Here is a 13,413-nt window from a genome sequence, read left to right as displayed (position 1 = left end):
GAAGTCGGTGGTCGATACCAAATTAGGTTACACTTCATCTAGTTATGAGAAACGCTGTCATAACTGATATAGCGAGCCTAAATGAAAGGTAAACGTCCTCTCCTAGAGCCTACCCGTTCACGAATAACCGATAACTGATAATGTTGGTTCCCCTTACCCGTCAATCGATCGAGCAAATTGTCCCGATTATCGCCACCGGCCCCCAGTACGCTCACTATTGGGGTAAATGGTCTGATTTTCTGCGCCGTTTATTCATTTCTATCATCGCTCTCACCGCAGCTTGGTTAATCGGTAATTTATTCGGCCCCGGTGGTTTAACAATTAAACTGATTTTCGACATTATCGCCGGTTTATATTGGCTCTGGGGTCCGGTTTACTGGGCCAGTGTTCGCAATAATACCTATCGTCGTCTTCCCTATGGGGGGTTTTGGCGCGGTCGCGTTTTCGATGCTTTTGTCACCGAGGAATTAATCGGGGAAGAAGAAAGGGTCAATAAACGCGGGGAATTAGAGATTATCGAAAATCGCCAACGCTGTATTAATCTAGAAATCGGTGATCAAACTGGCTTTTCGGCGATCGTTCGCGCTCCCCTCAAACGCATCCATAAATCGATCCGTCCCGGGATGGTGGCCGAAGCTTTGTTAATGTCTCGAGACCCCGATTTAGGGGATATCAATCAGCTTTCTGATGTCCATCTTCCCCAACTCGACCAGTGGATAGGGGAATATCCTGTGCTGCGACGGGATATTTTTCAGCAAGTTAGTCGCGAATTGGGAGGGGGAAAAGAACCCCGGCCAAAACCTTCTCGTTATTCTAATAATGTCATCCGAAGACGCAAAACCCGTTAATGGTTCGGCAATCTTTGAAACGATGCCGGTTTCTCAGTCATCAATGAATCATAATTTACAGATTTTGGGTAATTTAATCCTTGTTTTTGCTGTTTTTGAACCATCAAAAATTAATTATGCAAGAGGTTTAATATAATTTTAATTGAGCTTAGAAGGAGATAAATCGATGACGGCATCCTATGAGCAAGACTTTGGACTTTGGGCCGAACAAATGGCCGATTTATTAGCCTCCGGTCGGTTTTCCGAGTTAGATATTGAGAATTTAGTCGAAGAGGTGCGGGATTTGTCGAAACGGGAGCGCGATCGCTTACTTGCTAGTCTCAGATTAATTTTGCATCATTTATTAAAGTGGGACTATCAACCTCAACGGCGATCCAGGGGTTGGTTGGGAACTATTCAGCGAGAAAGAGCTAATATTAGGCTTTATTTGGACGATAGCCCCAGTTTAAAGCGATATTTAACCGATGAAAGCCTATTTAAACTCTATGCTGTTGCTTGTTGCGATGCCTTTAGAGAGACGGGATTAGAGTTTCCCCCCATTTGTCCCTACGGTATTGAGGATATTTTAAATCGTTCTCTTCATTTGTCGGAATGATAGACGAAAAACGATTAAAGTTGGTAAGCTTAGATAGTATCCACAGAATCTTAAGTTTATCGCCATGGTTGACTGGTTAATTGTCTGGGAGGTTACTGCATCCGCAGGTTCGCTTGTTCTTTCAGTAATGCAAGAGTTGGCAAAAGAGGGTGCAAAAGATTACGGAAAGGAATTTTTTAAAAACCGTCTAGGTAAAGTGTCACACTTACTTGAAAAAGATGTTCAAAAAAAAGCTTATGGAAAAGCAATGAAGGAGTTTTTAGCACTCTTTCAGCAACAGTTAGAAATGGCGGATCTGGAGGATGATCAAATTAAAAACTTTGAAAAACCCCTCAATACTTTTATTAAAGATGAACAAGTTGAACCTATTTTAGGGGATGCTTTTGATATTGATTGTCAAGTTCTTGATACTTTGACGTTAGCTCAATCTTGGCAAAGACTTAATTTACCCCCGTTACCTGCTGAATTTAACTGGGAAAAACTAGGTAAATTTTATTTGAGAAAAACTCAGGAAATTATTGAAAATTCTGAAAAGCTAAGAGCCGTTTTTTTAGTTAAGTTACAGAATAAAGATAGCCAAAATATTCAAGAAATAGCAGGAGTTAAAACAGATTATAATTTAGATAACTATGCGGAAGGCTTAAAAAAGGAATATGGCCATCTTAAATTAGAATGTTTAGACACAACGACTTATGAGCAAATCAAACTCTGGCGAATGTTTGTGCCGCAAAATGTGAGACGATGTAAACAGTTTATTCCTCAACTTTATGAATTACCTAAAGAAGTGCTGCAGGAACTTGTAGATAGGGGAGAAATTACTCAAGCAGAACTAGAACGAAAACGGCAAGAATATGTCAATGAAAAATTATATCCTGTTTTGAATATCGTCAATTCTTCTGAATACCGACGAACTGTAATTTTAGGCGATCCGGGGGCGGGAAAATCGAGTTTATTGCAGTATTTAGCTTTAAATTGGGCTGAAAAAGAACTCAGTCAGCGTGTTTTGCTTCCCCTTCCTCTTTTGATAGAATTGCGTATTTATGCCAGAGATAAGGATGAAAAAAAGTGTAAGAATATTCTAGAATTTTTCCATCAAGGTAATCTGATTTGTCATCTCAATCAACTTGCTTTAGATGATAAGCTTAAAAAAGGTCAGGCTCTTGTGCTTTTTGATGGTTTAGATGAAGTTTTTAATCCTCAACTAAGAGAAGAAATTGTCACGGATATCAAACGTTTTAGTATTCAATATCCTCAAGTGCAGATTATAGTAACTTCTCGCTGGTTAGGATATAAAGCAGAAGAATTAAATCATGCTGGTTTTGAACATTTTATGATCCAAGATTTAGATAAAGATCAGATTGAAGATTTTATCAAACGTTGGCATGATTTAGCTTTTGAAAATCGAGATGATAAAACCCAAAAACAAGAACGTTTACAAAAGGCAATTAAGGAGTCAAAAGCGATTCGGCAATTAGCAGGAAATCCTTTATTATTAACGATGATGGCTATTCTAAATCGAACTCAAGAATTACCAAGAGATCGCTCAAAACTTTATGAAAAAGCGTCAGAGGTGTTATTACATCAATGGGATTTTGAAACCAAGGAAGGATTAATTGATCCTGAACTGAAAAAATATCTTTACAATATTGATCTAAGAGATAAAAGGGACATTCTGCGTTTAGTCGCAAGTGCCATGCAAGCAGGAGAAAAAGGGTTAGATGCTAATTTAATCTATAAGGAAGAATTAGAAAATATTTTGACTCAATATCTTGAAAAAACAGGAATTAACAAACGAGATGCTAGTGATCTGACTGATTTAATTATCAAACAACTCCGCTATCGTAATTTTATTCTTTGTTCTTTAGGTGGCAATGCTTTTGCTTTTGTTCATCGAACTTTTTTAGAATACTTTTGTGCTTGCGAGTTTTATGAAAGATTTAAAAACCGAGGATTCCCAGACGGAATTACTCTTGAGGAATTGAAAACCAAAGTATTTGGAGAACATTATTCAGATCCTGTTTGGAAAGAAGTTTTATGTTTATTGATGGGGATGCTAAGTGCAGAATTTCCCAAAGAAGTTGCTGAAGAATTAATTAACTATCTCATTGATATGGAGGAAAAAGATCAGGAATTTGCTTATCTTTTTTTGGCAGCAGATTGTTATGGAGAATTGCGAAATCAGTCTATTTATGTTAAACTAAGTCAGCGATTGTTAGATAGTCTTCAATCATTAACTAAATCGTCTTATAGGTATGCTGATACTGATTTTAAGGAAAAAACAGTTGCTAAAATTGGAGCAATTTGGCAAGATCATCGGACAGGATGGAGTGTTCTTCAAGCTATAGCAACTGAAAGAAATGTTTGGTATGTTCAAGATCAAGCTGTTATTCAATTATCTAGAATTGCTAAAATTCATTCTGAGGCGTTAGTTTATCTACAGGAATTTGCTAGACAGGGTAAATCAGAAGCAATTGAAGCTTTAGCAACCCATTGGCGAGATAATCCTCAAACTTTACCCATTATTCAACAACAAGCTAACAAGGGTAAAAGTCTAGCAATTCAAGCTTTAGTAACCCATTGGCGAGATAATCCGCAAACTTTACCCATTATTCAACAACAAGCTAACAAGGGTCAATCAAAAGCGATTGAAGCTTTAGCAAACCATTGGCGAGATAATCCTCAAACCTTACCCATTATTCAACAACAAGCTAATAAGGGTGAACATAGAGCAATTGAAGCTTTAGCAAACCATTGGCGAGATCACGCTCAAACTTTACCCATTATTCAACAACTAGCTAATAAGGCTGAAGGGGAAATTATTGGACTTTTGACGGCATTAGCTAGAATAACAATTGACTCGGAAATAGGAGCAATTATCGAAACAATATTAGCTAGAACGGATGTAGATGCTAAAATCAAAGAAGGTTTTCAAGAATTTCTTTACTATAGTAATTTCAGAGATTGGAGAAATCCCGATTAAGATAGCTAATCTGCTAATTTTGTAGGGTGCGTGTTTGCGGCTACTAATTCTGATGAAAAACCAAAATCAATAATCCGCACCCGACGCAGCAAATTTATTATTAAATTGGTGCATTATGCTTTCGCACTTCACACCCTAAGAGTGGTACGAAGTTGAAGGGTGATCGTTCTTGTCGGTGGGGTGGAGTGCGATCTCTGTCATCGAATAAGATATAATTGGGAAGGTAAAAATAGTTAAAGCATTATGAGTTACCAAAACATTATTACCATTGAACCTGGAAAACGAAGCGGAAAACCCTGCATTCGAGGAATGCGTATAACTGTGTACGATATTCTAGAATATTTAGCAGCAGGAATGACAGAAGCAGAAATTCTTGAGGATTTTTCAGAATTAACTTCCGAGGATATCAAAGCTTGTTTGGCTTTTGCTGCTGATCGAGAGAAAAAATTATTTATCACCTCTTTATGAAACTGTTATTAGATGAAAATTTGTTAGATCGGATTATTGATAAAATAATTGATTTATATTCTGATTCTCAGCACGTCAAGACTTTAGGACTGATCAATACTGATGATGCACTTATCTGGGAATTTGCCAAATTCAACGATTTTGTAATTGTCTCTAAAGATGCCGATTTTCATCAGCGCAGTCTATTATATGGTCATCCACCAAAATTTATCTATCTTCGTATTGGCAATAGTCCCACTGCAAAGATTATCGAAATTTTAAGGGATAATTTTTTAATCGTTATTAAATTTTACAATAGTGAAACAGAAAGTATGCTGATATTAAGTTGAGTGTGAGCGCATCATCTTGCAATCGCCTAATCTTGTAGGCTGCGTTAGGCGGTTACTAATTTTGATGAAAAACCAAAATTAACAATCTGCATCCCACGCAGCAAATTTATTATTAAATTGGTGCGTTATGATTATAATACTTAGAGGTCATCTGGAGTTAATCCTGTTAATTTAGCAATTCTTGCTAACATTTTCGGTCCAATTTCATCGCCATCATGGAAAGCAAAAACGACATCATTCCAGCCAGACCTTTCTAAAATTTTATGAGAGCCTGTCTGTCGTTTAATTTTCCAACCTATGCTTTTTAATGCTTTTAAAACTTGTTTGGCTTTCGTTGCTGACCATTGACTCATAGAGCAACAAATGATAAATTTAGGTGATTTTCTGGAAGTTCTCCCTGTTCAAGTTGATCGGCTAAGACACGCAAGGCAAGTGCTTGAACTTTAGCAATAGCTTCCTGTTGACTATTGCCATAGACTAAAACTCCCGGAAGTTCGACGATTTCAGCAATATATCGTCCATCTTCTTCTTGTTCTATTTCAATCTTATAATTCATTTGAGAATTACCTATGGGATGACCTGCTGTCTTGATTATATTAGATTTTATAGCCGCTCTTGTCGGTTGGATTGACCCAAGGAAACCCAACACACATTAGATAGGGTTTGCCGAAAAAGCTTTTCGTGGGGTTAGGAGTCAGTCCCAACGAAAAAATTTTCACCACCACAGATGAAAGAGGTTTCTTTCCCTACACCCCACACCCTACACCCTACACCCTCTTTCCAGTCAGTCCCAACGAAAAAATTTTCACCACCACAGATGAAAGAGGTTTCTTTCCCTACACCCCACACCCGTTCGGACCTCGGCCATCTATATATATAGGGTTTGCCGAAAAAGCGTTTCGTGGGGTTAGGAGTCAGTATTCAGATGCGGGTTTTCAGTTCACTGTTCACAGCAAAATACTCCCCACTTCCCCACTTCCCCAATCCCCTATACCTTTTAAACAGGATTTAGTATTAGCCTGTATCAGCATTTCTGATTCTATAGTTAAGTTTGGCTAATAACAGCTTATTTTTAGTTGCTTGTCAATCCCCTATTATAATTTTTAATCTCTGACCTTTAGCCCGATTTGACATTGATCTTAAAAATCTGGTTTTTTGTAGCAAAGATAACAGTTTTATTAACCATTATCTGCTGCTATAGAGGGAAATCGGGGAGGGCTGATAATCCTTGAAAGCCTTGTCAATACTAGCATTATTACCTCTCGAAATTTCACTAATTCCCCAAGTTTTCCTAACCTTGCCCCCCTCTAGGAGACAAAAAATTAAAAAACTTTTATCTTAACTTGGTTTTTAGCGCCAGTCAACCCTTTATTTAAATTTTTGATTCTCTTGCCCGATAACGATATAAATTCTTGTAATGACCAACCAATTTTCCGTGATAGGGTTGAACAGAACGCAACCAAGTTAGCTTTGCAAGCAAAAAGGAATGTTAGCAAATTCCTTCAGCTTTGCATTGGGAACTTGCTAACGCACAATAAGAAAGTCTATGAATAAACAACTGATCAACAAACTACAAGCTGTAACTGCCCTTACCGTAGTGGGGACTACAGCCTCGATAATTTGTTCCCAGACAGCAGGACACAGCAACAGCCTGACGGATATTAGCGTAGGTCGTCAAACTGTTATCGAGTCAACTACTCAAACCGTTCTGTCCGCTTTTTCTAATAGTCGAACATCCGATTCAGATATTAAAGTATCACGTTCGGTTCAAGATAATGCTAACGAAATTCTAAAAACTTTGGAGTCCCTAGTGGACAAAGAAAATACCGTCCCTGCAAGCGTTACACCCCGGACCCAAGAGGCCATTCCTTCCACGGGACAACCCCAATCACAACCCAATCAAGTCAAGCCGGCCCCGGCCAGCAATCCTGCCTCGGTGACACCAGCAGAGAAGCCGAAAACAAGCCCAGCGGTAAAAACCAGCAGTCGCCCCCGTAAAAAGGGAATGGCCTCCTGGTATGGTCCCGGTTTCCATGGTCGTCGCACCGCTAGTGGTGAGACTTTTAACTCTGGTGGTTTAACTGCCGCTCATCGCTATCTACCTTTCGGCACCAAGGTTAGGGTAACTAATCTGCGTAACGGGCGCTCGGTGGTGGTGCGAATTAACGATCGCGGTCCGTTTACCGGTGGTCGCGTCATCGACCTCTCCAGAGGTGCGGCAGCGATTATCGGTGTCTTCCAATCGGGAGTTGCCCCGGTGGTCTTGGAAGTTTTAGGCAGATAATCACTGATCACTATGGCAGTGATCACTGCTATAGTGATCCTATTGGGATTTGACAGGGTTTATGTTAGAAATTAACGATTTATCGGTTAATTATGGCGGAATAAAGGCATTACAGCAGGTTAGTTTAAGGGTAGAAACGGGGGAAATTGTCACCCTGATTGGAGCGAACGGAGCAGGAAAAACGACGACTCTAAAGACGATATCTCGGATTTTAACGGCAAAGACGGGGCGAATCATTTATCAGGGTCAAGATATTACCCATTTACCGCCCCATGAAATCGTTAAACGGGGAATTGCCCATAGTCCGGAAGGTAGAAGAATCTTAGCTCGTCAAACAGTCTTGACAAATTTGCAGTTAGGTGCTTATACGAGAAGCGATCGCCTAGGAGTAAAAAGCGATATCGAAGAGCAGTGGCAACTTTTTCCCCGACTATCGGAGCGCCGAGAGCAGTTAGCGGGAACCCTAAGCGGTGGGGAACAGCAGATGCTTGCGATCGCTAGAGCTTTAATGAGTCGTCCCAAGTTATTGTTACTAGACGAACCCAGTTTAGGACTAGCGCCGCAGATAGTGCGAGAAATATTCAGTATTATCCGTAAATTAAACGAATCGGGAGTAACTATCCTGTTAGTGGAACAAAACGCTAATTTAGCCCTAGAAACTGCCAATCGCGGCTATGTTTTGGAAGCGGGACGCTTGACTATTGCGGGAGAAGCCGGGGATTTACTCAGGGATGAGCGGGTCAAACAGGCCTATTTGGGTTAATCGATGATGATGCGGCAACTATAGATAAAATTCTATAGTAAAGGTAGGAGAAAAAATATTCACAAAATTTTACAAAGTCGCATAAAATGAACACATAACGAAATAGGTATTTTTTCTTACTGCCATGCTAACGGCTAACTTCCCCTGGCTCACTGCCATCATTTTGCTCCCCTTGCTTGCCTCTTTCCTAATCCCTGTAATCCCCGACAAGGAAGGAAAAACCGTTCGTTGGTTTGCTCTTGGAGTCGGACTAGCAGACTTTATATTAATGTGCTACGTCTTTTTACAAAAATATGATTTAAGCAACCCCAACCTACAATTAGTGGAAAAAATCGATTGGGTTCCCCAAATTGGTTTAAGTTGGGCGGTGTCGGTGGATGGTATCTCGGCACCGTTAGTTTTATTAGCAGGATTGGTGACAACCCTTTCTATCTTGGCCGCGTGGCAAGTGGACCGTAAACCCCGTTTATTCTACTTCCTGATGCTGTTGCTCTACGCCGCTCAGATTGGTGTTTTCGTCGCCCAAGATTTATTATTATTCTTTTTAATGTGGGAAATCGAGTTAATTCCCGTTTATCTACTCGTTTCCATCTGGGGTGGCCAAAAACGTCGTTATGCCGCCACTAAATTCTTACTCTACACCGCCGCCGCTTCTATCTTCATCCTCGTTGCCGGTCTAGCCATGGCCCTTTACGGTGGTGGTGCGATGACCTTTGATATGGCGGAATTAGGATTTAAAGATTATCCCCTCGCTTTAGAATTAGTCCTTTACGCCGGTTTATTAATCGCTTTCGGTGTCAAACTCGCTATCTTCCCCCTCCATACTTGGCTCCCCGATGCTCACGGTGAAGCTTCTGCACCTGTATCGATGATTCTCGCTGGTGTTCTCCTTAAAATGGGTGGTTATGGTTTAATCCGTCTTAATATGGGTCTTCTACCCGATGCACACATCTACTTTGCCCCGATTCTAGCGATTCTCGGTGTCGTTAATATTATCTACGGTGCTTTCGCTTCCTTCGGTCAACAAAACATGAAACGCCGTCTCGCTTATTCCTCGGTTTCACACATGGGATTCGTCCTTTTAGGGATTGCTTCCTTTACCGATGTGGGTATTAGCGGTGCTATGTTACAAATGCTCTCCCATGGTTTAATTGCCGCCGTCTTATTCTTCCTTGCTGGTGTCACCTACGACCGCACCCATACCTTAGCTTTAAACGAGATGGGTGGGATTGCCCAAGCGATGCCGAAAGTCTTCGCTCTCTTTACTGCCGGCGCCATGGCTTCCCTAGCTTTACCCGGAATGAGCGGTTTTGCCAGCGAAATTACTGTATTCATCGGTGTCACTAGCAGTGACGTTTATAGCCAAACCTTCCGGGTTGTGACTGTCTTCCTCGCTTCCGTTGGTTTAATCCTCACCCCGATTTATCTACTCTCCATGCTTCGTCAAGTTTTCTACGGAGATGGTTCTTCCTGCGATATTACTAACATTACCCCCAACAAAAGCAACGAACAAGCAGTTTGTTTTGGTACTAGCTGTGTCCTTCCTGACGAATCAGAATATATTGACGCTAAACCCAGAGAAATCTTTATCGCTGTCTCTTTCCTCGCTTTGATTGTCGCTATCGGTTTTTATCCCCAACTCGCTACCCGTATCTACGATGTGAAAACGGTGGCAGTTAACTCGGAAGTGCGTCAAGCTTACACAGAAATCGCCGCTACTCGTCAAAATATCTACGCTGAAACTCAACCCGACGTAAGCGCCAAAGTTGCCAGTATATTCCAATAAATTGGCAAGTCTAAAGTGAATAGGTTATCGGGAGTGGAAATTCTGCTCCTGATTTTTTTTGGCGAGGAGAAAGATGCGAGCATTTATACTAAAATCTAAGGTAGCCGGTTTAATATCGTCTCTGGGATCAAAACAAAAGCTTAGAATAGATAAAATATGTGGACTTTTATTGATTTATTTGCTGGTATAGGAGGATTTAGAATCGCCCTAGAAAATCTCGGTTGTCAATGCGTTTTTTCCTCGGAAATCGATCCTCACTCCCAAAAGGTTTACTTAGCTAACTATGGTCATTTACCCGATAATCAAGACATCAGAAAATTAGAGGTAAAAACTGTCCCCGATCATGATATACTCTGTGGCGGTTTTCCCTGTCAAGCCTTTAGTATCGCCGGCAGAAAACACGGTTTTGAAGATGCACGCGGAACCTTATTTTTTGAAGTTGCCCGGATCCTGCACGAAAAGAAACCGAAAGCTTTTATCTTAGAAAATGTTCAGGGTTTAGTCCACCACGATGGAGGTAAAACTTTAAAAACTATTTTAGATATATTAGAAAAGGATTTGCATTATTTTGTCCCTAGTCCCCAGATTTTAAATGCCAGATATTTTGGGGTTCCTCAAAACCGTCCCCGAATTTTTATCGTCGGTTTTCGAGAAGATTTAAATATTTACCATTTTTCCTATCCTCAACCAACCCATCAAGAAACTTGTCTCAAAGATATCCTAGAAGAAAAGGAAGTCAGCGTTAAATATTATCTCTCTAATCAGTATTTAGAAACTTTGTTTAAACACAAGGCCAGACACCAAAATAAAGGTAATGGGTTCGGTTATGAGATTATTTCTCCCGATGGTATCGCTAATGCTATTGTGGTGGGAGGTATGGGAAAAGAAAGAAATTTAGTTATCGATCAAAGACTGACTAATTTTACTCCCGTTACTCGCATTAAGGGAGAGGTAAATAAATTATTCGTCCGCAGAATGACCCCCAGAGAATGGGCAAGATTACAGGGATTTACCGATAGTTTTCAGATTGTTGTCAGCGATGTCCAAGCTTATAAACAGTTCGGTAATTCTGTGGCCATTCCCGTGGTAAAAGCGGTGGCAAAGGAGGTGATTAAAGCTTTAGATTTATCCAGAGATTCTCAAGAAAATATCAGGGCTAAAGACCTACAGGGGAGACAATTAGAGTTATTGTCAATCTGAGGAACAATAACAATTTTTTCTAGGGGTTTGGGTATATCAAGAATAGTTATTATTGGAACGATACGTTCGCTGTTTAGGCTCAACTCTAACTGGATTAATACTAAATCTGGTTATTAACAACTGATTATTTATTCTCCCTATTGCCTATTGCCTTTTGCCTGTTCTCATACATAGCCCATACTCAACGGATTTAGTATAACAGTGGACTTGTTGCATAATTAATTTTCGAGAGTTCAAAAATGGGAAAAATAGCCATGAGGTAACAATCAAAGAGCAGCAGAGGTGATGGTTTCGCCGGTTGTGCTTGTTAAAGGTATCTTCCTTGTACTACACTTGTAACACCAATAGGTTTAGTATTCGGGAGAAAAAATTATGCGGACAATCACACGCACCACCACTACCGAGATGGAAGTCACCAGCATTCGTCTGGAAAGAGTCCTCAAAGACAAGCTGAAAGAGATTTCCGGCAATCAAGGTTATCAAGCACTCATTCGCGATGTCTTATGGAATTTCGTTCAGCAGAAATCAGGAGATTATCGACCTCAGTTTTGTGCTGGTGATATAAGGGCAGTATTTAACGCTACAGCTAGAAAAAATGAGATTTGCGCTCTCACAGGCAAGTTAATCCCCGCTAATGAAACAATGTTGTTAGGTTTGACTATCTATGGCGATTTAGTCCCGTTGAGTATGGATAGTTATACCAATTTAAAATAAGTTTGACTAGGGTGGGGCAGAATCCGGTATAGTTAGTCCTCACCCAAGGGAAGTGGGAATTATAAATTATAAATTATGAATTATGAATTGAGAGGTGGGGAGTTTTTTGCTGTGAACAGTGAACTGATAACCGATAACTGATAACTGATGACTGAAGCAATTTTACGAGTGGTTTTAATTAATCCGCAAATTCCGCCAAATACGGGGAATATTGCCCGTACCTGCGCCGCAACGAGGACAGAATTGCATTTAGTCGGTCCTTTGGGTTTTGAAATTAGCGATCGCTATCTGAAGCGGGCCGGCTTAGATTATTGGCCCTATGTAAAACTTATGTACCACTTGACAATAGATGATTTCTGTGCATATCAACAAAAGAGCGGCGGACGAGCGATCGGGTTTACCGTGCGCGGCAGCAGCAGTTATGTCCAGTACACCTATCAAAGCGGAGATTGGCTACTTTTTGGCAGTGAAACCGACGGTATTCCGGCAGATTTATTAAATAAGTGCGATGACACGGTTTATATTCCCATGGCAGAACCGGGGGTGAGAAGTTTAAATCTTTCCGTTAGTGTGGCGATCGGATTATTCGAGGCCAGACGACAATTGGGATTTACTCGTTAGCGGGACATTTGGCTATATAAACAGAGCAAATAAACTAAATTGAGCAAAAAATCAGAAAATTGCTTTTATTTAGCTGATTTTTGCCCATATCAGAAAAAATAGTGATCGCAGTCAATCTTGTCCGTAATAACAGCAAGAAATTATGTGGATTATCCTAGAGCAAATTAATTGTTGCTCCTTTGTAATTACATAATTTATTGAAAATAAAAAGGCAAGATGAGGCTCATGAATATCTTCGACCTTTCTCGAAAACATTTTGGCAATCTACAGCTTTTTCATCGGCAAAAATCCACCTCTGGCTTAACTCAAGTCGAGATGTTAGTTACCTTAATTTTATTAGGAATTCTCTTAACCATTGCCCTTTCTGTTTATCAGCGTTTAATGGCTTGGATTCGCTTAAATATCGCCACCTTTGAAATATCACAGCAGTGGAAAAATACCCGTTACCAAGCCATGGGAGAAGGTTCTTATCCCCTATCTTTGTGCATGGCAGCAAGTGAAACCGAACAGATTAAAGTGGCCAAAGTGCAGGGGGACGAATGTGAAAATGTCACCGAATGGACTCCCATCACTCGCGGTGTTAGCATCGATACTAATAATTCTACCCTACGCCGAGTTAGTGGACCTGTGGGTAATCAAGGTACAATTTATCGCGCTAGTTGGGCCGATACAAAGGGGGGTTTAGGGGGTTCTTGGGGACAGTTAGGCAGAATTACTTTAGTTGCTTCCGGTACACCCGACAAACGCTGTTTATTTTTATTCCGTGTTGATGGTAGTTGGGATATTCGCCAAGATAATAGATGTGTGGGTTAAAGCTGATTTAAA

Annotated in this window: 14 protein-coding genes; 12 read left to right on the top strand and 2 right to left on the bottom strand. The window is 40.4% G+C overall.

Annotated elements, in window-relative coordinates; translation table 11 throughout:
* Window positions 1–140: 140 nt before the first annotated feature.
* From IM462_RS12470 to IM462_RS12450, 5 genes are all read left to right on the top strand, one after another.
* Window positions 141–848 (top strand): DUF8619 family protein, encoded by a 708-nt coding sequence (locus tag IM462_RS12470; RefSeq protein ID WP_002740014.1) that lies wholly within the window; start codon window positions 141–143, stop codon window positions 846–848.
* A gap of 166 nt (window positions 849–1,014) precedes the next feature.
* Window positions 1,015–1,443 carry a DUF29 domain-containing protein gene (locus IM462_RS12465; protein WP_287699982.1) on the top strand — a complete coding sequence of 143 codons (429 nt, stop codon included), beginning with the start codon at window positions 1,015–1,017 and terminating at the stop codon, window positions 1,441–1,443.
* 64 nt (window positions 1,444–1,507) lie between these two features.
* Entirely contained in the window at window positions 1,508–4,423 is a 2,916-nt protein-coding gene (locus IM462_RS12460; RefSeq protein WP_287699981.1) for an NACHT domain-containing protein, read from the top strand.
* A gap of 243 nt (window positions 4,424–4,666) precedes the next feature.
* Complete coding sequence (locus tag IM462_RS12455) at window positions 4,667–4,891, top strand: DUF433 domain-containing protein (RefSeq protein WP_002745983.1); 225 nt, start codon at window positions 4,667–4,669, stop codon at window positions 4,889–4,891.
* On the top strand, window positions 4,888–5,220 hold the full coding sequence (locus tag IM462_RS12450) for a DUF5615 family PIN-like protein (protein WP_287699980.1): 333 nt from the start codon (window positions 4,888–4,890) through the stop codon (window positions 5,218–5,220). The genes IM462_RS12455 and IM462_RS12450 overlap by 4 nt, the downstream gene beginning before the upstream one ends.
* A gap of 140 nt (window positions 5,221–5,360) precedes the next feature.
* Here IM462_RS12450 and IM462_RS12445 read toward each other — a convergent pair whose 3' ends face one another.
* Window positions 5,361–5,573 (bottom strand): type II toxin-antitoxin system HicA family toxin, encoded by a 213-nt coding sequence (locus IM462_RS12445; protein ID WP_079206058.1) that lies wholly within the window; start codon window positions 5,571–5,573, stop codon window positions 5,361–5,363.
* Window positions 5,570–5,776, bottom strand: coding sequence for a type II toxin-antitoxin system HicB family antitoxin (locus IM462_RS12440; RefSeq protein ID WP_008197619.1), 207 nt, complete (start codon window positions 5,774–5,776; stop codon window positions 5,570–5,572). The genes IM462_RS12445 and IM462_RS12440 overlap by 4 nt, the downstream gene beginning before the upstream one ends.
* Window positions 5,777–6,766: 990 nt before the next feature.
* Here IM462_RS12440 and IM462_RS12435 point away from each other — a divergent pair.
* From IM462_RS12435 to IM462_RS12405, 7 genes are all read left to right on the top strand, one after another.
* Window positions 6,767–7,504, top strand: a complete 738-nt coding sequence (locus IM462_RS12435; RefSeq protein ID WP_287699979.1) for a septal ring lytic transglycosylase RlpA family protein — start codon at window positions 6,767–6,769, stop codon at window positions 7,502–7,504.
* A gap of 61 nt (window positions 7,505–7,565) precedes the next feature.
* Window positions 7,566–8,267: an ABC transporter ATP-binding protein gene (locus IM462_RS12430; RefSeq protein ID WP_287662446.1), complete on the top strand. Its 702-nt coding sequence runs from the start codon at window positions 7,566–7,568 to the stop codon at window positions 8,265–8,267.
* Between the two features lie 124 nt (window positions 8,268–8,391).
* Window positions 8,392–10,053, top strand: a complete 1,662-nt coding sequence (locus IM462_RS12425; RefSeq protein ID WP_066029950.1) for an NAD(P)H-quinone oxidoreductase subunit 4 — start codon at window positions 8,392–8,394, stop codon at window positions 10,051–10,053.
* A gap of 156 nt (window positions 10,054–10,209) precedes the next feature.
* Entirely contained in the window at window positions 10,210–11,253 is a 1,044-nt protein-coding gene (locus IM462_RS12420; protein ID WP_287699978.1) for a DNA cytosine methyltransferase, read from the top strand.
* Window positions 11,254–11,625: 372 nt separating this feature from the next.
* Window positions 11,626–11,967, top strand: a complete 342-nt coding sequence (locus IM462_RS12415) for a hypothetical protein (protein ID WP_287699977.1) — start codon at window positions 11,626–11,628, stop codon at window positions 11,965–11,967.
* Between the two features lie 147 nt (window positions 11,968–12,114).
* Window positions 12,115–12,588: a tRNA (cytidine(34)-2'-O)-methyltransferase gene (locus IM462_RS12410; protein ID WP_149106574.1), complete on the top strand. Its 474-nt coding sequence runs from the start codon at window positions 12,115–12,117 to the stop codon at window positions 12,586–12,588.
* A 225-nt stretch (window positions 12,589–12,813) separates the two neighbouring features.
* Window positions 12,814–13,401, top strand: coding sequence for a prepilin-type cleavage/methylation domain-containing protein (locus IM462_RS12405; RefSeq protein ID WP_287699976.1), 588 nt, complete (start codon window positions 12,814–12,816; stop codon window positions 13,399–13,401).
* The last annotated feature ends 12 nt before the right edge of the window (window positions 13,402–13,413 follow it).

Source organism: Microcystis sp. M144S2 (genome assembly GCF_020246065.1).
Taxonomy (GTDB): domain Bacteria; phylum Cyanobacteriota; class Cyanobacteriia; order Cyanobacteriales; family Microcystaceae; genus Microcystis; species Microcystis ichthyoblabe_A.
This window is presented reverse-complemented; position numbering and strand designations above follow the sequence as displayed.

Coding starts and splice junctions, on each gene's coding strand:
- IM462_RS12470 (WP_002740014.1), top strand. CDS start 141: ATGTTGGTTCCCCTTACCCGTCAATCGATCGAGCAAATTGTCCCGATT.
- IM462_RS12465 (WP_287699982.1), top strand. CDS start 1,015: ATGACGGCATCCTATGAGCAAGACTTTGGACTTTGGGCCGAACAAATG.
- IM462_RS12460 (WP_287699981.1), top strand. CDS start 1,508: ATGGTTGACTGGTTAATTGTCTGGGAGGTTACTGCATCCGCAGGTTCG.
- IM462_RS12455 (WP_002745983.1), top strand. CDS start 4,667: ATGAGTTACCAAAACATTATTACCATTGAACCTGGAAAACGAAGCGGA.
- IM462_RS12450 (WP_287699980.1), top strand. CDS start 4,888: ATGAAACTGTTATTAGATGAAAATTTGTTAGATCGGATTATTGATAAA.
- IM462_RS12445 (WP_079206058.1), bottom strand. CDS start 5,573: ATGAGTCAATGGTCAGCAACGAAAGCCAAACAAGTTTTAAAAGCATTA.
- IM462_RS12440 (WP_008197619.1), bottom strand. CDS start 5,776: ATGAATTATAAGATTGAAATAGAACAAGAAGAAGATGGACGATATATT.
- IM462_RS12435 (WP_287699979.1), top strand. CDS start 6,767: ATGAATAAACAACTGATCAACAAACTACAAGCTGTAACTGCCCTTACC.
- IM462_RS12430 (WP_287662446.1), top strand. CDS start 7,566: ATGTTAGAAATTAACGATTTATCGGTTAATTATGGCGGAATAAAGGCA.
- IM462_RS12425 (WP_066029950.1), top strand. CDS start 8,392: ATGCTAACGGCTAACTTCCCCTGGCTCACTGCCATCATTTTGCTCCCC.
- IM462_RS12420 (WP_287699978.1), top strand. CDS start 10,210: ATGTGGACTTTTATTGATTTATTTGCTGGTATAGGAGGATTTAGAATC.
- IM462_RS12415 (WP_287699977.1), top strand. CDS start 11,626: ATGCGGACAATCACACGCACCACCACTACCGAGATGGAAGTCACCAGC.
- IM462_RS12410 (WP_149106574.1), top strand. CDS start 12,115: ATGACTGAAGCAATTTTACGAGTGGTTTTAATTAATCCGCAAATTCCG.
- IM462_RS12405 (WP_287699976.1), top strand. CDS start 12,814: ATGAATATCTTCGACCTTTCTCGAAAACATTTTGGCAATCTACAGCTT.